General features: G+C 72.0%; 11 protein-coding genes. 5 read left to right on the top strand and 6 right to left on the bottom strand.

What is annotated here, in order from left to right:
- Positions 1 to 185 precede the first annotated feature (185 nt).
- From ACEZDG_RS03050 to ACEZDG_RS03035, 4 genes are all read left to right on the top strand, one after another.
- Positions 186 to 2,225: an alpha-1,4-glucan--maltose-1-phosphate maltosyltransferase gene (locus ACEZDG_RS03050; protein ID WP_380502237.1), complete on the top strand. Its 2,040-nt coding sequence runs from the start codon at positions 186 to 188 to the stop codon at positions 2,223 to 2,225.
- A complete protein-coding gene (glgB, locus tag ACEZDG_RS03045) occupies positions 2,222 to 4,138 on the top strand; it encodes a 1,4-alpha-glucan branching protein GlgB (RefSeq protein WP_380501912.1) in 1,917 nt (638 codons plus the stop codon). Before ACEZDG_RS03050 ends, glgB begins: the two co-directional genes overlap by 4 nt.
- Positions 4,135 to 5,967 (top strand): ATP-binding protein, encoded by a 1,833-nt coding sequence (locus tag ACEZDG_RS03040; protein ID WP_380501911.1) that lies wholly within the window; start codon positions 4,135 to 4,137, stop codon positions 5,965 to 5,967. Before glgB ends, ACEZDG_RS03040 begins: the two co-directional genes overlap by 4 nt.
- A 64-nt stretch (positions 5,968 to 6,031) precedes the next feature.
- Positions 6,032 to 6,706, top strand: a complete 675-nt coding sequence (locus ACEZDG_RS03035; RefSeq protein WP_380501909.1) for a TMEM175 family protein — start codon at positions 6,032 to 6,034, stop codon at positions 6,704 to 6,706.
- Positions 6,707 to 6,712: 6 nt separating this feature from the next.
- Here the strand turns inward: ACEZDG_RS03035 and ACEZDG_RS03030 are convergent, their stop codons facing one another.
- Complete coding sequence (locus ACEZDG_RS03030) at positions 6,713 to 7,864, bottom strand: XdhC family protein (RefSeq protein ID WP_380501907.1); 1,152 nt, start codon at positions 7,862 to 7,864, stop codon at positions 6,713 to 6,715.
- A 78-nt stretch (positions 7,865 to 7,942) separates the two neighbouring features.
- Complete coding sequence (locus ACEZDG_RS03025; protein ID WP_449341727.1) at positions 7,943 to 9,175, bottom strand: IS701 family transposase; 1,233 nt, start codon at positions 9,173 to 9,175, stop codon at positions 7,943 to 7,945.
- Between the two features lie 275 nt (positions 9,176 to 9,450).
- Between ACEZDG_RS03025 and ACEZDG_RS03020 the strand changes: the two genes are divergently transcribed.
- Positions 9,451 to 10,266, top strand: a complete 816-nt coding sequence (locus ACEZDG_RS03020; RefSeq protein WP_380501903.1) for a nuclear transport factor 2 family protein — start codon at positions 9,451 to 9,453, stop codon at positions 10,264 to 10,266.
- Here ACEZDG_RS03020 and ACEZDG_RS03015 read toward each other — a convergent pair.
- The 4 genes from ACEZDG_RS03015 to ACEZDG_RS03000 all read right to left on the bottom strand — a co-directional run bounded on the left by ACEZDG_RS03015 (position 10,242) and on the right by ACEZDG_RS03000 (position 17,604).
- Complete coding sequence (locus tag ACEZDG_RS03015; protein WP_380501901.1) at positions 10,242 to 10,928, bottom strand: TMEM175 family protein; 687 nt, start codon at positions 10,926 to 10,928, stop codon at positions 10,242 to 10,244. The two genes, ACEZDG_RS03020 and ACEZDG_RS03015, sit on opposite strands and share 25 nt — an antisense overlap.
- 65 nt (positions 10,929 to 10,993) lie before the next feature.
- Positions 10,994 to 12,769, bottom strand: a complete 1,776-nt coding sequence (locus ACEZDG_RS03010; RefSeq protein ID WP_380501899.1) for a CDGSH iron-sulfur domain-containing protein — start codon at positions 12,767 to 12,769, stop codon at positions 10,994 to 10,996.
- A 174-nt stretch (positions 12,770 to 12,943) separates the two neighbouring features.
- Positions 12,944 to 14,731, bottom strand: a complete 1,788-nt coding sequence (locus tag ACEZDG_RS03005; RefSeq protein WP_380501897.1) for a glycoside hydrolase family 35 protein — start codon at positions 14,729 to 14,731, stop codon at positions 12,944 to 12,946.
- Positions 14,728 to 17,604, bottom strand: coding sequence for a glycoside hydrolase family 2 TIM barrel-domain containing protein (locus ACEZDG_RS03000; protein WP_380501895.1), 2,877 nt, complete (start codon positions 17,602 to 17,604; stop codon positions 14,728 to 14,730). Before ACEZDG_RS03000 ends, ACEZDG_RS03005 begins: the two co-directional genes overlap by 4 nt.
- Between the last annotated feature and the right edge of the window lie 47 nt (positions 17,605 to 17,651).

The following is a 17,651-nucleotide window of genomic DNA, read 5'->3' as shown; positions in this document are numbered from 1 at the left end:
GGCCGACCGGGCAGGTTCCAGGGGCTGGCCGCAGGAACCAGAGGGAGCGGCAGGAGGGAAACCGGCGGGCGCGGCTGCGCGCTCGCCGGAGCCACTCACAGACACCAGTACTCGTGGACACCAGCAGGAGACGGGGACGGACCGTGACAACGAACAGGACCTCAAGCCCGGCCACCAGGACCGGAATGCCCGGCGGTTCGCAGCTCGGCCGGATCGTGATCACTGACTGCAGACCCGAGGTCGAGGGTGGCGCGCGGCCTGCCAGGGCCGTCCCCGGTGAGTGCTTCGAGGTCTCCGCGACCGTCTTCAAGGAGGGCCACGACGTGCTGGCCGCCGAGGTCGTGCTGGTCGGCCCGGGCCCCGGGCACGGCCTGCGGGCCGTCCGCGAGCAGCGCTTCCGGATGACCGAGCGGGTGCGCGGCACCGACCGCTTCGGCGCCGAGGTGCGGGCCGACCTCGAGGGCGAGTGGCAGTACCGGGTGGAGGCCTGGGTCGACCCGGTCGGCAGCTGGCTGCGCACCGCGCACGCCCGGCTGGCCGCGGGCCTGGACGGCGACCTGCCGCTGTGGGAGGGCGCCGACCTGCTGGACCGCGCCGCCGAGGCGCTGAAGGAGGACCCCGAGGCGCACGCGGTGCTGGCCAAGGTGGCCGACGTGCTGCGGGACGACCGACGTTCCTGGGGCGAGCGGATCTCCGAGGTGCTGGCCCCGGCGGTGGGCGCGGCGCTCGCCGCCCACCCGCTGCGCGAGCACCCGTCCACCGGGCCGCTGCTCCCGCTGCGGGTGGACCGGACCCGTGCGCTCTACGGCTCCTGGTACGAGTTCTTCCCCCGTTCCGAGGGGGCCGTGGTGACCGGCCCGGGGCCGAAGCGCTCCGGCACGCTGCGCCAGGCGGCGGCCCGGCTCGACGCCATCGCCGGCATGGGCTTCGACGTGGTCTACCTGCCGCCGATCCACCCGATCGGCAGCAGCCACCGCAAGGGCCCGGAGAACTCGCTGAACGCCGAGCCCGGCGACCCCGGCTCGCCCTGGGCCATCGGCTCGGAGGACGGCGGCCACGACGCGGTGCACCCGGACCTGGGCACCCTCGCCGACTTCCGCGACTTCGTGGCCAGGGCCGAGAGCCTCGGCCTCGAGGTCGCCATGGACTTCGCGCTGCAGTGCTCCCCCGACCACCCGTGGGTGACCGAGCACCCGGAGTGGTTCCGGCACCGCTTCGACGGCAGCATCGCCTGCGCCGAGAACCCGCCGAAGAAGTACCAGGACATCTACCCGATCGACTTCGACACCGACCCGGAGGGGATCCTCCAGGAGAGCCTGCGGGTGCTGCGGCACTGGCGGGCGCAGGGGGTGCGGATCTTCCGTGTGGACAACCCGCACACCAAGCCGCTGCGGTTCTGGGAGCGGCTGATCGAGGAGGTCAGGTCGGAGGACCCGGGCGTGGTGTTCCTGGCCGAGGCCTTCACCCGCCCGGCGATGCTGCAGAGCCTGGCCAGGGTCGGCTTCCACCAGTCGTACAGCTACTTCACCTGGCGCACCGGCAAGGTCGAGCTGACCGAGTACCTCTCCGAGCTGGCCGGCCTGGACGGCAGCCCGTCCGCCGACTACCTGCGGCCCAACCTCTTCGTCAACACCCCGGACATCCTGCCCGGGCACCTGCAGACCGGCGGCAGGGCCGCCTTCGAGATCAGGGCGGTGCTGGCGGCCACGGCCGGGCCCACCTGGGGCGTCTACTCCGGCTTCGAGCTGTGCGAGTCGGTCGCGGCCTGGCCCGGGAGCGAGGAGTACCGGCACTCGGAGAAGTACGAGTACCGGCCCAGGGACTACGCCGGCGCGGAGGACCGCGGCGAGAGCCTGACCCCGCTGATCACCCGGCTGAACCGGATCCGGCGGCGCCACCCGGCCCTGCGCCAGCTGCGCAACCTGCGCTTCCACCGCACCGACAACGACCAACTGCTGTGCTTCTCCAAGCGGCTGACCCCGGCCGAGGGCGAGCCGGGCGGTGAGGACCTGGTGCTGGTGGTGCTCAACCTGGACCCGTACCGGGCGCAGCACGGGCGGGTCCGGCTGGACATGGCGGCGCTCGGCCTGCGTCCGGGCGAGAGCTTCGTGGTGGACGACGCGCTGAGCGGCGGCACCCAGCGCTGGGGCCACGTCAACCAGGTGCGACTCGACCCGCGCAGCAGTGTGGCGCAGGTCCTGGTCGCCCGCCGGAGCCGAGCGTGAGCACGGTGCTCCGTCCGGAATGGGGGCTGCTCGGCGAACTGGACCTGTACCTGCTGGCGGAGGGCAGGCACGAGGAGCTGTGGAAGGTCCTCGGCGCGCACGTGGTCGACGGCGACCAGCCCGGCGTGGTCTTCTCGGTGCTCGCTCCGGAGGCCCAGGCGGTGCGCCTGATCGGGGACTTCAACGGCTGGGACGGCAGCGGCCACCCGATGCGCCGGGTCGGCAGCAGCGGGGTCTGGGTGCGGTTCGTGCCCGGGGCCACCGAGCGGGCCCGCTACAAGTTCGAGGTGCTGGGCGCCGACGGGACGGTCAGGGAGAAGGCCGACCCGCTGGCCAGGGCCACCGAGGCGCCCCCGCAGACCGCCTCGGTGGTGCACCGCTCGCACTACGGGTGGGGCGACCGCGACTGGATCGCCGCCCGGTCCGGGTGGACCGCGCACAACTCCCCGATGAGCGTCTACGAGGTCCATCTCGGCTCCTGGCGCGCGGGTCTGAGCTACCGTCAACTCGCGGACCTGCTGCCGGAGTACGTCCGTCAGCTCGGGTTCACCCATGTCGAGTTCCTGCCGGTGATGGAGCATCCGTTCGGCGGCTCCTGGGGCTACCAGGTCACCTCCTACTTCGCGCCCTCGGCGCGCTGGGGCGATCCGGACGACTTCCGCCACCTGGTGGACTCGCTGCACCGGGCCGGGATCGCGGTGATCATGGACTGGGTACCGGCCCACTTCCCCAAGAACGAGTGGGCGCTGGGCCAGTTCGACGGCACCGCACTGTTCGAACACCCGGACCCGCGCCGGGCCGAGCAACGGGACTGGGGCACGCTCCAGTTCGACTACGGCCGGCCCGAGGCCCGCAGCTTCCTGCTCTCCAACGCGGTCTACTGGGCCGAGGAGTTCCACGTCGACGCGCTCCGGGTGGACGCCGTCGCCGCGATGCTCTACCTGGACTACTCCCGCCCGTCCGGGGAGTGGCTGCCCAACGACGACGGCAGCCGGGAGAACCGCGAGGCGGTCTCCTTCCTGCAGGAGCTGAACACCCTGCTGGGCCGGCGCTGTCCCGGCGTGGTCACCATCGCCGAGGAGTCCACCGCCTGGGACGGCGTCACCCGCCGGGTGGACCACGGCGGTCTCGGCTTCGGCCTCAAGTGGAACATGGGCTGGATGCACGACACCCTCGCCTACCTGGCCGAGGACCCGGTCAACCGGCGGCACCACCACCACCGGATGACCTTCAGCACCATGTACGCCCACGCCGAGAACTACCTGCTGCCGATCAGCCACGACGAGGTGGTGCACCTCAAGGGCAGCCTGCTCACCAAGATGCGCGGCGACCGCTGGCAGCAGTTCGCCAACCTGCGGGCCTACCTCTCCTTCATGTGGTTCCACCCCGGCAAGCAACTGCTGTTCATGGGACAGGAGTTCGCCCAGACCGCGGAGTGGGACCACGACCGCGGCCTGGACTGGTGGCTGCTGGACCAGGAGGGGGCCGAGGGCCACCGGCACCGGGGGATGCAGCGGCTGGTGAGCGACCTCAACGGCACCTACCGGGCGCAGCCCGAACTCTGGCAGCGCGACACCGATCCCGGCGGCTTCCGCTGGATCGACGCCGACGACGCCGACCGGCAGGTGTACTCCTGCATCCGCTTCGACGACCGGGGCGAGCCGCTGGTCGGGGTGTTCAACTTCAGCCCGGTGGTGCACCGCGGCTTCAGCCTGGCGATGCCCCGCTCCGGGCCCTGGTCCGAGCTGCTGAACACCGACGCGGACTGCTACGGCGGCAGCGGCGTCGGCAACCTGGGCACGGTGGCCGCAGTCCCGCTGCCGTACGCCGGACTGCCGGCCCGGGCGCAGGTGACCCTGCCGCCGCTGGCGGGCCTCTGGCTCCGTCCGCGCGGGCAGGGGGGCGTCCGATGAGCAGCGGCCAGGCCCTCGTGGACACCCTGCGGGCGGTGCCGCTGTTCGCGGGCGAGGCCGAGGAGCAGCTGCACTGGCTGGCCTCGGTGGGGGAGCAGCAGCGGCTGGCCCCGGGCGAGGCGCTGTTCCGGGCCGGCCAGCCGGGCACGCACTTCTACGTGCTGCTGGACGGCGACCTGGTGATCAGTGCCGAACTGGCAGGCCGGGAACAGGAGCTGACCCGCCATTCGGCCCACCCGGACGCGGCCAGGGCCGAGCCGCACAAGCCCTCGACGGCGCACTGCGTCACCGGCGAGATGGCGCTGCTGACCGACTCCGCCTACACCGCCAACGCCACCGCCGACGGACCGGTGCTGGTGCTGGCCTACCCCAAGGCCGCCTTCCTGGAGATGCTGAACCGCTGCCACAGCGTGACCCGGCAGCTGCTGCCCGCGCTGGCCTGGCGGGCGGCGTCGACCCAGGAGCAGGTCGGCAGCCTGGCCTCGGCGGCCGCGCTGAACATCCTCGCGGCCTCGCTGGCCCATGAGCTGAACAACCCGGTCGCGGTGGTGGACCGGGTGGCCAGGGAGCTGACCGGCATCGTCGAGCTGCTGGTGGAGACCGCCTGGAGCTGGGGCGGGGCGGCCTCGACGGCCGAGTTCGGGGCGGTCACCGGGATGATCCGGAGCTTCGTGGGCCAGGGCTGGGCCGGATACGACCCGGACAGCCCGGACCCGCCGCAGCCGGACGCCATCGGCACGGCCGAGGCCGAGGACGCGCTGGCGGACTGGGCGGCCGGGGCCGGGGCCGGCCATCCGGAACTGCTGGCCACGGTGATGACCGAACGCGGTCTGAGCCTCGACGAGCTGCGCGAGCGCGCCGGGGCCCTGGGCCCGGCGGTGCTGCCGGCCGCGCTGGACCACCTGGCGGCGGTACTGGAGACCCACTCCATGGCCGCCGAGCTGGCCGCGGCCGGATCGCGGGTCTCCGCGCTGGTCGCGGCGACCCGGGACTACTCCAACTGGGAGCGCGGCCCCCGCAAGTCCTTCTCGGTCATCGACTGCATCGAGAACGCGCTGACCCTGAGCCGCACCAAACTCGGCCCGGTCCGGGTGGTCCGCGACTACGGCCCGGAGCTGCCGCTGCTCAGCGGCTACCCCACCGAGCTGAACCGGGTGTGGACCAACCTGATCGACAACGCGGTGGACGCGATGGGGGGCCTTGGCACGCTGGCCCTGCGCGTCCGCTGCGAGGAGGGCTCGCTGGTGGTGCAGGTGGTCGACTCCGGCAGCGGCATCCCGGCGGACGTGCTCGGGCACGTCTTCGAGCCCTTCTACACAACCAAGGACGTGGGCAAGGGCAGTGGTCTTGGACTGCACCTCGCCCATCAGATCGTGACGCAGCGCCATCACGGCACGATCTCGGCTCATTCGGTACCCGGGGAGACCCGGATAGAGGTCCGCCTCCCGGTGGACCCGGACCCCAGAGTGGAAGAGAGGGACCTGACCATGGCCACCTACGACATCGCCAAGCTGCACCCGGTCTTTCGCCGTCAGATGGAGGCGATCGACGCGCTGGACCTGGAAGCGCTGATCAAGAACTACACCGACGACGCGGTCCTGCTGCGCTACGAAGGCGTGTCCACCGGCATCGACGCCGTGCGGGAGACCTTCACCGGCTACTTCACCGTCAAGCCGAAGCTGGTGGAGCTGCAGGAGTACATCGAGACCGACGACACCATCTTCTACCGGGCCATCATGAGCCTCAACGGTGAGCCCGAGCACGCCTTCGGCACGCTGGTCGTGCGCGACGGCAAGATCTGGCGGCAGACCGCGGGCTTCGGCAGCTGACCCGCGAAGCAACCGAGTGCGGAGGGGCGGTCCGCCGCCCCTCCGCACAGTTTTAGGGGTAGGCATGCGAAATGAGACCGGAAGGGTGGAGGCCTTCAGCGACGGGGTCTTCGCCATCGTCATCACCCTGCTCGTGCTGGGGATCGACACACCGAGCGACATCAGCGGCCACAGCCTGTGGTGGGCCCTGGGCCGGGAGTGGCCGCACTACGCCGCGTACGTCGTCAGCTTCATGGTGATCGGGGTGATGTGGGTCAACCACCACTTCATCTTCAGCCACCTGGTGCGGGTCAACCGCCCACTGCTGTTCCTGAACCTGCTGGTCCTGATGGTGGTCTCGGCGATCCCCTGGACCACCTCGGTGATGGCGGGACAGCTCACCGATCCACGCGGGGCCCAGGTCGCCGCGATCCTCTACAGCGGCTGGATGGTGGTCTACGCGCTGTCCTTCACCGCCTTCTGGTGGTACGTCACCCAGGTCGGCCACCTGTTCCACGCCAGAGTGGACCGGGCCGGCGCGCGGGGCACCAGGATCCGCTTCGGCATCGGCAGTGTGGCCTACCCGGCCACGGTCGGGCTCGCCTTCGTCTCAGCGCCGCTGACGCTGCTGATGCACGGGGTGATCGCCGCCTACTACGCGGCCAACCAGCTGCCCATCCCGCTGCACGCGGAAGGGGAGGACGGCGACAGTGAGTCGTCCGATCCTCCCCTGGCGTACTTCCTCTCCAAGACCGAGTAGCGCCCGTCAGACGGATCCCAGCCCCAGCGCCAGCCGCTGCGGGCGGTGGATCGGCCGACCGGTATCGCCCAGCCGGACCCCGGTTGCCTGGTACCGGTCGGCCACGATCTCCGCGGCGATGGACAGCGCCGTCTCCTGGGGCGTCCGCGAGCCCAGGTCGAGCCCGATCGGGGAGCGCAGCCGGGCGATCTCGGACTCGTCCAGGCCGGCCCGGCGCAGCCGGTCCTCCCGCTCGGCGTGGGTGCGCCGGGAGCCCATGGCGCCGACGTAGGCCACCGGCAGCCGCAGCGCGTGCTCCAGCAGCGGGATGTCGAACTTCGCGTCGTGGGTCAGCACGCAGAGCGCGGTACGGCCGTCCAGGCGGCCCGCCTCGGCCTCGGCGGCCAGGTAGCGGTGCGGCCAGTCCACCACCACCCGGTCCGCCTCGGGGAACCGGGCGGGGGTGGCGAACACCGGGCGGGCGTCGCAGACCGTCACGTCGAAGCCGAGGTAGCCGCCGATCCTGGACAGGGCCGCGGCGAAGTCCACCGCCCCGAAGATGATCATGCGCGGCGGTCTGGTGTTGGTCTCGACCAGCAGGGTGACCGGCTCGCCGCAGTGGCTGCCCTCGGCCCCCAGTTCCACGATGCCGGTGCCGCCGGTCTGGATCAGGGCCAGCGACTGGGCCGCCGCGGTGCGGTCGAGCCCGGGCTCGCCCAGTCGGCCGCGGTAGCTGCCGTCGGGTCTGACCAGCATGGCCCGGCCGACCAGCTCGGCGGGCCCGGCCACCACCCGGGTCAGCGCCGCGGCCTCGCCGGCCCGTACCAGCGCCAGCGCCTCGCAGAGCAGGCTGTGCAGCTCCGAACCGGCCACCACCGGGGACACCAGGATGTCCAGCTCCCCGCCGCAGCTGAGGCCGACCGCGAAGGCGTCGTCGGCGCTGTAGCCGTAGTGTTCGAGGCTGCTCCGACGGGTCGTCAGCGCCTGCTGGCACTGCTCGTAGACGGAGCCCTCCACGCAGCCGCCGGAGACGCTGCCGATCGCGGTCCCGGCCGAGTCCACCGCGAGCGCGGCGCCGGCCTCACGCGGGGCGCTGCCGCTCACCCGCACCACGGTGGCCAGGGCGAAGTCGCGTTCCTGCGCGCACCACTGGTCCAGTTCGGAAGAGATATCGAGCATGGCGAAGCCTCCGGAGCTCTCGCTCGGCACAGGTGATACGTGCGGGATGAAGGGAGGTGAACGGGAGGTGACCGAGGGTCAGCCGGAGGCGAGCCACTGTGGACGGGCCGACGGCGCGTGCATGAAGCCGGTTGCGGGTTGTACCGAGGGCCGTTCGACCGGCGGGGCCAGGCCCGCCTCCGCGCCGTTGTCGGCCCATTTGACCAGGACCGCCACCGCGTGGGCCGCGGCGACCAGGGTCGCGTGGTGGTGCCAGCCGCGGAACGAACGGCCGCTGAAGTCCCTGATCCCGATCGGATCGCAGAAGTCGTCGAAGTCCCGGGTCACCCGGTCGGAGAGTTTGGCCAGGCGGAAGACCTGGGCCGAGGGGGTCCTGACCATGTTGCTGAGCCAGAACTCGGTGGGCAGTTCGCCCCCGCCCGGTGGCCAGGCCCCGAGCAGTTGCAACTGGACCGGGTCGCCGCCGGCCGGCTGGATCAGCACGTCCTGGGCCACCAGGGGAGCCACCAGCCGCTCGCCCTTGAGCGGACAGTTCCACTCGACCGGGCGCCGCTGCGCCCGGAGCAGTTTGATCAGGTAGTCCGCGGTCACGCTGCGCAGGTCGACATGCCGCCGGGCGTCGCTGCCCAGGGCGACCGGAAGCGACCCCTTCACTTTGAGTATGAAAGGGACGTTCATGGCGATGAGCGCGGAAATGGTTTCCAGTGGTTCCGCATCGTTGAGGTCCATGATGACCGGGCGGACTTCGAGCGGCCAGCTGCCCACCATTTGCGAGACCGAATGAAGAGCGGCCTGCACCGGTGTGGGCGGACCGTCACTCTCCGGTATCCGGGCCCTGCGACGCAGACCGCTCTCGGTGGTCCAGGGCGGCGGGAGAATGAGACTCCATTCCACCGGAAACCCTGCCCGTTCCGAGACGAGCCATATTCCCACCGCTTGCTGACAGTTTGCGACACGTCCGAGCTGGGCGACGAACTGGCGGGCCACGCCGACCGAGTGGCTGCCCGCCTTCTCGATCACCAGCGGGCGGATCACCCAGGCCAGCGACCGTTGGACGTTCGTCTCCAGGAAGCGTGCCAGTTCCTGGCGAACGGGAGACCATTCCCAAGGTGACTTGCTGATGAACTGCTGGAGACTCTGCTCAACAGGACTCTTCCACTCCCCAGCGATGTTGCGTATCGTCTTCTTGCCTGGAGTGGCGACTAAACCCTGCAGGTAGACCTGCGCCCACCTGCGCTGATCGCTCCTCGGCAGCGACTTGAAGATGGAGTCCGATAAGACTTCCACGAAGTCGGAAGAAGTCGGGGATATTCTGGGCGCAGATCGATTCTCCGGCACAACCATCCTCCCCCGGTAGCTGATCTCTGACCCTACCTGTCGTTCGGGGCAGTTCAAAGGATGCTTCGGCTACTTCCTGAGGTGCCCACAACAGTGGTCGATTTTTCCAGTATCGTCGGGTCTTGTGGCGGGTTGTCGCCGTAGACGAATCAATCGAAGTGGGGTACCGGGGCGTCCGAGGTGACTAACTCGGGCCGGTCGCGACCGCCGCTCGGGCGGTCCTGCGGGGCCGCCCCTACCGTGTCTCCATGTTTTGGATACCAGAGTTCGCCGACGCGGTACTGGCCTCCCACGGGGGAGCGGCGTCGAATGATGCAACCACCGAGTTTCTGCAGGCGCTGCGCAAGGGCGCCCTCCCCGATCCGGCCGCCGACTGGCCGATCGACCTCGTGGTGGACGAGCCCGAACACGGCCGGACCACCGACCGGGCCGCCGTGGTCGAGCTGCTGAGCAGCAGCGCGGCCTGGCTCAGGAAGACCAACGCCGAAGTCGAGCTGATCGACTCCTTCTCGGTCGGCGACCGGGGCGTGGTCGAGGCCGAGATCGTGATCGACCACCCCGAGCGCGGCGGCGAGCGGACGCTGCTGCCGGTGGTGGCCCTGGCCGAGTCGCACGGCGGGAGCGCCACCGTCCGCCTGTACTACAGCCATTGGCCGCTGTCCGGGGTGAACCGGCTCCGTCCGGCGATCCTCCCGGCCGGGGCGGCGCTGCCGGACGACAGCGTCGCGGTGTACTTCAGGTCGCTGGCGGCCGGCGACGCGGCCGGACTGGTCACCGCCTTCGCTCCGGGCGGCACCTTCCGCGAGCCCTCCGGCGGGCTCTTCCTGCACCACGGCACCGAGGAGATCGGCCCGTTCTTCGAGGGCTTCTTCGGCTACGTGGGCGGCATCGGCCTGGACATCTGCGCGGTCACCGACGACGGCACGCACTGCGCGGTGGAGTACATCTGCACCAACTGGGGCGCCAACCGGCTGGTCCCGCAGGCCGGCCTCGGCGTCTACCAGCGCGGCCCCGACGGCCGGCTGACCGCGGTCCGGCTCTACGACGACGTGGTCGGCCCCTGAAACGCCTGACGGGGTGAGGGACCGAGCAGGAACACCAGCGCCAGCACCACGGTCAGTGCCAGCGAGAGCCAGGGCAGCAGCAGCGCCAGCAGCGCGGCGACCGCGTAACTGGCCAGGCCGACCCGGTACCTGACGGTCAGATCACGGTGGAACAGGGGGCTGAGACCGGGCAGTATCAGCTCCTGCCGGTTCGCGTAGTGCCAGATCACGTTGAAGGAGAAGGCGCACCCGGCCAGGGTCGCACCGTAGAGCAGCACCGCGGTCCTGGCGTCGCTCCCGTGCGTGTGCTCCGCGATGAGCTGGGTCGGCAGCGGCAGGAAGGACACGCAGGCGAGCAGCAGCAGGTTCGCCAGCAGCAGGACCTGGTCGACGCGTTGGATCAGACGGAACAGGGCATGGTGGTTCGCCCAGATGATGCCGATCTGCAGAAAACTCACCGCGTAGGCCAGGATCTCGGGCAGAGCCTCGCGCAGCGCGTGCGCCAGGCTCTGCCCGTCGTGCTGGGTGACATGGACGTCCAGGATGAGCAGGGTGATGGCGATGGCCATCACCCCGTCCGAGAAGGCCTCGAGGCGTCCGGGATCGCCGCGGTCGGCCCCCCCGCTCCACCACCGGTGGACCGGTCGGGAGCGGGGCGGGAAGGGGCCTTCGGGGACAGCCATGGGTGCGGTGGTTCTCTCTGGTCGGGCGCGGTGCCGTGCGGACGTGCGGCTGGGCGGACGTGCTGCTACTCGGGGGTGCCGGCCTCGACCCAGCGGCGGAACACCTCGACCTGCTCGGCGGGCCAGGCCCCGTCGCACGGCATGGTCCCGTTGCCCAGCCGCTCCAGGATGGCGTCGGCGTACTGGGACGCGTCCGGGTAGGACCAGAGGTCGAAGGCGAAGCGCATCGAGTTGCGGTCCTTCGGCCGGAACAGGTCCTTGATGTGGGCGTTGTAGCCGACCGGCTCGTCCGGGCCCGGCAGCGCGACCGCGGCCGGCTGCTCCTCGGCCTCCTGGTTGGCGGCCAGCGCCGAGACCCGGGCGCCGGGCGTGGCGTGGCACACCCACCACCAGTGCGGGATCGGCATGTTGGGCACCGGCATGGCTGTGGGCTGGGAGTTCTCGGCCGCGATCCGGGAGCCCCACTCCAGGTACGCCACGAACGCGGCCCGGAACTCGGCGTCGGCCGGAAGCCCGGCGTCCTGCGCGGACTGGGCCATCAGCGCGACCCAGCGAGCGCGCTGCTGCTCGGTGAGGTTCTTGGAGAGGTGCTGCGAGATCATGCGGTTGTAGTCGCCGTAGCGCTTGCTGTAGAACTCCGGCCCCTCGAAGACCTGGCTGAGCCAGGCCGCGACCCGTTCCGGGTGGTCCGGGGACATCCGCGCGAACAGCGGGCTCAGCAGCGGGTCCTCGGGGACGAACTTCTCGTAGAACAGCCGGGTCATCCGCAGCAGCGCCGGGTAGCCGCCGCACCAGGCGAACAGGCTGGGGACGGTGTCCGGTTCGGGCTGGGGGTCGTTGAAGTTGACGTACCAGTGCATGCCGGAGCAGAAGGGCTTGTTCTGCGAGTGCCCGCAGCGGCAGAGGCTGTAGTGCTCGCGCGAGGCCCCGGCCACGCGCTCCACCTCCTCCTCCAGGGTGTCGCCGTGCAGCGGGATCGCGCCGGTGATCCGGTAGGGGCCGTCCTTGGAGACCGTGATCACCCGCTCCCGGGTGTCCTGGTCGACCTGCTCGCGGGCCTCGCGCCCGTCGACGGCGAAGCTCAGGGCGCCGGAGGGGCAGTCCCTGACCGCGCTGACGATCTGGTCGGTGCGTCCGCCGCTGGGCGTGACGAAGGGCTCGCTGCCGGCGTGGAACACCGTGTTCAGCCGGTCCGTGCAGAAGCCCGAGTGGGCGCAGATGCCGCGGTTGTCGAGCACGGTGACCTGCTGGCCCTGGTAGCTGTCCCGGCGGTCGGGGACCCGCTTGGGGTCCTTCGCGCCGTTGAAGCCGTTGGTGGCGTGGGTCCCGTCGCACCAGGGCTTGTCCGCCGACTCGCCGCAGCGGCACAGGGCGGCCAGTGGCCGGGTGGGGACGTCCTCGCCCAGATGGGTGTGCAGCTCCTCGGCGCCCACCACCAGGTAGGGCCCGTCGCTGCTGACCCGGATCCCGGAGGGCACCCCGGTCAGCAGTTCGGCGAGCTCGGTCTGCCGGGCGGCGTCGGCCGCCGCGTCCCCGGTGCCGGCCAGGGCCAGGCTCTGCAGGCCCGCGGCGGCCTCCAGCACCCGGCCGGGGGTCCCGGCGAGGGCGGACAGCGCGGTCGCGGACTTGGTCAGCTCCCACAGCTGTTCGTCCGGCGAAAGCGCGGACGAGGCGGACGGGGACGCGTCTGCCTCCGGCTGCTCGGCGTTCGCCGCCAGGGCCGCCGTCAGCGGACGGACCACCCGGGCCCGCAGCCGCTGCGCCGACCCGGTGTCCGTTTCGGACGGGGACTGCTCCCATTCCTCCGCCAGTGCGGTGCACGCGTGCAGCAACTCGGCCACGCGCTTCCATACCGTAAGTTCGTCTGATAAGTGCTTCTGTGACATTCCGGGCTCCAGCTCCGTCGGAGAACAGCACTCAGCGTGCCTCAGGCTACCCCACTGATCAGTCCGGACAGCCGTTTTGACGCTGAAGCGTCAACAGTTACGGCAGTCCGGACCTGCCCTGACGGGCTGTCACCACTCCGGGATGGGGGCGGGCTGGGCCGGGCCGAGGTCGGCGCGGTCACGCAGTTCCACGGTCGGTCCTGGACGGTGCAGTTCGAGCACGACGAGCTCATTGCGCCCCGGCCGCCAGAGCGGGCCGGGGGCGTAGAGGGTGCGCTGCGGCCCGGTCTCCCAGTAGCGGCCGAGGGCGAAGCCGTTGAGCCATACCACCCCCTTGGTCCAGCCGGGCAGCGCCAGGAAGCCGTCCGCCGGGGCGTCCAGGTCCAGGGTGATCCGGTGGAAGGCAGGACCCGGGGCGGGCTCGGCGCCGGGGTCCTCCCGGCCGGACCAGTCCAGGGCGGAGAGGTCGTCGAGCGGGAGCGGGCGGATCTCCCAGCCGAACTGGTACTGGTGGTCCAGCCGGACGCCGCCGCTGATGCCCTTGCGATCGGTCAGCCGCGGACCGTAGTTGACCCGGCCCTGGTTCTCCACCAGGACGTCGAGCACCGCGCCGCGGGCGGGGACGGTCAGGCCCAGGGTCCGCAGCGGCCGGTCCCGGTGCAGCACCCCCAGCTCGGCGCCGTCCAGGAAGACCTGGGCCCGGTCGCCGAGGCCGTCGATCGCCAGCTCCGCGTACTCCAGCGGACCGCGCAGCCGGGTGCGGTAGTGGATCAGGCCGAGCGACTGGCCCAGCGCCTCCATCGGCTCGGGGTCGGTGCGCCGCCGCGGGACGGACAGCGCGTCCAGGGACTCCAGCAGGCCGGCCCGTTCGCCGCGGACCGCGGACCGCGGCGCCAGCCGGGGCAGCGGGGCGGGCAACGGGTGCCGCACCGGGCCGGTGTGACGCTCGATCACCTCGCGGAACAGATGGAACTTCTCGGTGAGTTCACCGGCCTCGCCGACCGGCGCGTCGTAGTCGTAGCTGGTGACCGTGGGCTGGTAGCGGCCCTGGTCGTGGTTGGCGCCGTTCCACCAGCCGAAGTTGGTGCCGCCGTGGCCCATGTAGACATTGACCGAGGCGCCCTCGGCCAGCAGCCGGTCGAGCACCTGGGCGGCCTCCTTGGGCTCCCGGGTGTGGTGCGGCTCGCCCCAGTGGTCGAACCAGCCGTGCCAGTACTCCATGCACACCAGCGGGCCGCTGGGCTGGTGCCGCCGCAGCGTGGCCAGCGAACTGTCCGGACGGGAGCCGAAGGTTCCGGTGCTGAGCACCCCGGGCAGCCGTCCGCCGAGCTGGAAGCCGTCGGCGGCGCCGTCCGCGGTGAACAGCAGGCAGTCCGCCCCGCGCCGGAGCAGCCCGTCCCGCAGGTACGCCAGGTAGTCGGTGTCATTGCCGTAGCTGCCGTACTCGTTCTCTACCTGCATCGCCACGATCGGGCCGCCGTTGCTGTGCAGCAGCGGCAGCAGTACCGGCAGCAGCACGTCGAACCAGGCGTCCACGGCGGCCAGGTAGCGCGGCTCGCTGCGGCGCGGCTTCAGCAGCGGGTCGGCCAGCAGCCAGCCCGGCAGGCCGCCGAACTCCCACTCCGCGCAGATGTAGGGCCCGGGGCGGACGATGACGTCGAGCCCGAGGTCGGCGGCGGTCCGCAGGAAGGCCGCGACGTCCTGGGCGCCGGCGAAGTCGTGCCGGCCGGGCGCGGGCTCATGGACGTTCCAGGCGACGTAGGTCTCCACCGTGTTGACGCCCATGGCGCGGAGCCGGAGCAGCCGGTCCCGCCAGAGTCCGGGGTGCACCCGGAAGTAGTGGATCGCGGCGGAGACGATCCGGTGCGGCCGCCCGTCCCGGAGGAAGCCGTCGCCGCTGACGGTCAGTCCGGTCATCGGCCGTCCCGGTTCCGAGGGGTGCTGAAGAGCAGGGTGAACTCGACCGGGGCGGCGGTGAGTTGATGCTGCGGCAGGGCGCCGGGGCCGCAGGAGGCGGTGCCCAGGCCCTGCTGGCCGTGGTCCAGGGTCAGCACCACCCGGTCCCCGGGCGTCAGCTCCGAGGTGTGCCGGGCGGCGTCGAGGTCCTCGGCGGTCCAGCGGCGGGCGGTGAAGGCGAACCACGGCGCGCCTTCCACCCGCAGCCCGGCGCCGTCGGCGCCGGTGAACTCGGCCCAGCGGGTGCCGCTGCGGTTGCCGTTCTCCTGCGGCATCACATAGGGCGTCTGCAGCGCGTCCACGGTGCTGCCGAAGCGGCCTACCCCGGCGGCGCGGCTGCTGTCCGGGTAGGACTCGCCGGGGCCGAGCCCGAACCAGTCGACCCGCTGGACCGCGGCCGGGAGCGCCAGCCGCAGCCCGAGCCGGGGCAGCGGCACCCCGCTCCAGTCGCCCTCGGGCTCGACCCTGAGGTCGAGCCGCAGCCGGCCGGCCTCCTCGCTCCAGCGGTAGTCGGCGAGCAGCGCGAGGTCGGTGGCGGCGGGGGCGACCCGGGTGCGGACCAGCAGGCTGCTGGGTCCGACCGTGCGGGACACGGTGCGGTGGCGCATCCGGTCCAGTCCCAGCGCACGCCAGCGGTGGACCAGCGAGCGGTTGCCGCCGCCGTGGTCGTTGTCGGTGGGGGCCCGCCAGACGTCCAGTCGGGGGCCGTCCAGGAACAGTGCGCGGATCCGGGCCGGCAGGTCCTCCGAGGAGCCGCCGCCGGCGGTGGCGACCGCACGGCGCGGGGCGGCGGGGGTGATCGGCAGCTGTCCCCGGCCGACCTCGTGCCCGGCCGGGGCCCAGGGCCGCTCCTCGGCGAGCAGCGCCCGTACCGTCAGCCAGCTCTCGCCGTCGGTCGCCGGGAGCTCGGGCAGCGGCAGGTCGACCGAGGTGCCGGCCGGGACCGCCGGCAGGTCGAACCGGCCCTCGGCGACCGGCAGGCCCTCCTGCTCCAGCACCCAGCGGAACTCCAGGTGGTCCAGCGCGGAGACGTCGTAGAGGTTGCTGATCCGCAGGCCGTCGCCGGCGGCGCCGATCCGGACCGGTGCGATCACCGCGGCGTACTCGACCAGGCCGGGGGAGGGGGTCCGGTCCGGGAACAGCAGGCCGTCGGCGATGAAGTTGCCGTCGTGCAGCGGCTCGCCGAAGTCGCCGCCGTAGGCGTAGTCCAGGCTTCCGTCGGCGCCGTGCCGGGGGATGCCGTGGTCGATCCACTCCCAGACGAAGCCGCCCTGCAGCCGCTCGTAGCGCTCGAACAGCTGCTGGTACTCGGTCAGGCCGCCGGGGCCGTTGCCCATGGCGTGGGCGTACTCGCAGAGCAGGAAGGGCAGCGTCCGGCGGTGGGCGTCCGCCTCGGGGGTGCCGGCCGGGTCCTCGGCGCGGCGGCCGATGGCCTCGACCTCGGCGTGCGTGGCGTACATCCGGGAGTAGACGTCGACATAGCGGCTGTCCCAGTCGCCCTCGTAGTGCACCGGGCGCTCCGGGTCGCGGTCGTGGCACCAGGCGGCCATGGCCTCCAGGTTCGCCCCGTGGCCCGACTCGTTGCCGAGCGACCAGAGCAGCACCGCCGGGTGGTTCTTGTCGCGCTCGACGGTGCGCCGCATCCGGTCCAGGCAGGCGTCCAGCCATCGCGGGTCGTCGGCGGGGTTGCGGCGCCAGCCGACCGGCTCGAAGCCGTGGGTCTCCAGGTCGCACTCGTCGACCACCCAGAGCCCGTACTCGTCGCAGAGGTCCAGGAAGTCGGCGTGCGGCGGATAGTGACTGGTCCTCACCGCGTTGATGTGGTGCTGCTTCATCAGCAGCACGTCCGCCAGCATGGTCGCCCGGTCCACGGCCCGGCCCTGCTCGGGGTGCCACTCGTGCCGGTTGACCCCGCGGAACAGGATCCGGCGGCCGTTGACCCGGAGCACCCCGTCCTCAATGGCGATGCTGCGGAAGCCGATCCGCAGTTGAAGGGTCTCCTCCCCGGCGCTGAGCGTGGCCGCGTAGAGCCGGGGCTGCTCGGCGGACCAGGGCTCGACGGCGGGCAGCAGGTGCGGCCCGGCCGGGTCCACCTGGTGCAGTCCGAGCTCGGGGACGCTGAGCCGGGCCGGTCCCGCGGTGTCGACCGCGAGGGTGCCGGCGCCGGTGGTGTGGTCGTAGCCGGCGTGCACGAAGAAGTCGTCCAGGGCCGGCTCCGGGCGGTGCAGCAGGGTGACCCCGCGGAAGATGCCGGACAGCCACCACATGTCCTGGTCCTCCAGGTAGCTGCCGGCCGACCACTGGTGCACCCGTACCGCCAGGGTGTTGCGGCCGGGGAGCAGCAGCGCGCCCGCCTCGAACTCGTGCGCCAGCCGGCTGCCGGTGGCGTGGCCGAGCGGGGTGCCGTTCAGCCAGACCCGGAAGCAGGAGTCCACCCCGTCGAAGCGCAGCAGCGTCCGGCCGCTGTCCGGGCCGTCGGGCCAGTCCTGCGGGAGGTCGAAGACGCGCCGGTACTCCCCGGTCGGGTTCTCGTCCGGGACGTGCGGCGGGTCGACCGGGAAGGGGTAGCGGACGTTGGTGTAGGCGGGGGAGCCGTGGCCGTGCAGCTGCCAGTGCCCGGGGACCGGGAGCAGCCCCCAGCCGGAGTCGTCGTAGTCCGGGCGCTCGAACCCGTCGCCGCCGCCGGCCGCGGTGGGCGAGAGCCGGAAGCGCCAGTCGCCGTCCAGCGGGAGCGCCGGGGCGGTGGACGGGGCGACGGCGCGCGGAGCCACGGCCCCGGCGCCGGGCGCCGGGTCCTCGTAGTACGTCCCCGGGTCGGCAGGCAGAGCAGGCACAGCACTCCTTCGGTCGAGCGGCTCACCGCAGCTCACGGCGCTGCGTC

Source organism: Streptacidiphilus alkalitolerans (assembly GCF_042511045.1).
GTDB lineage: Bacteria > Actinomycetota > Actinomycetes > Streptomycetales > Streptomycetaceae > Streptacidiphilus > Streptacidiphilus alkalitolerans.
This window is presented reverse-complemented; position numbering and strand designations above follow the sequence as displayed.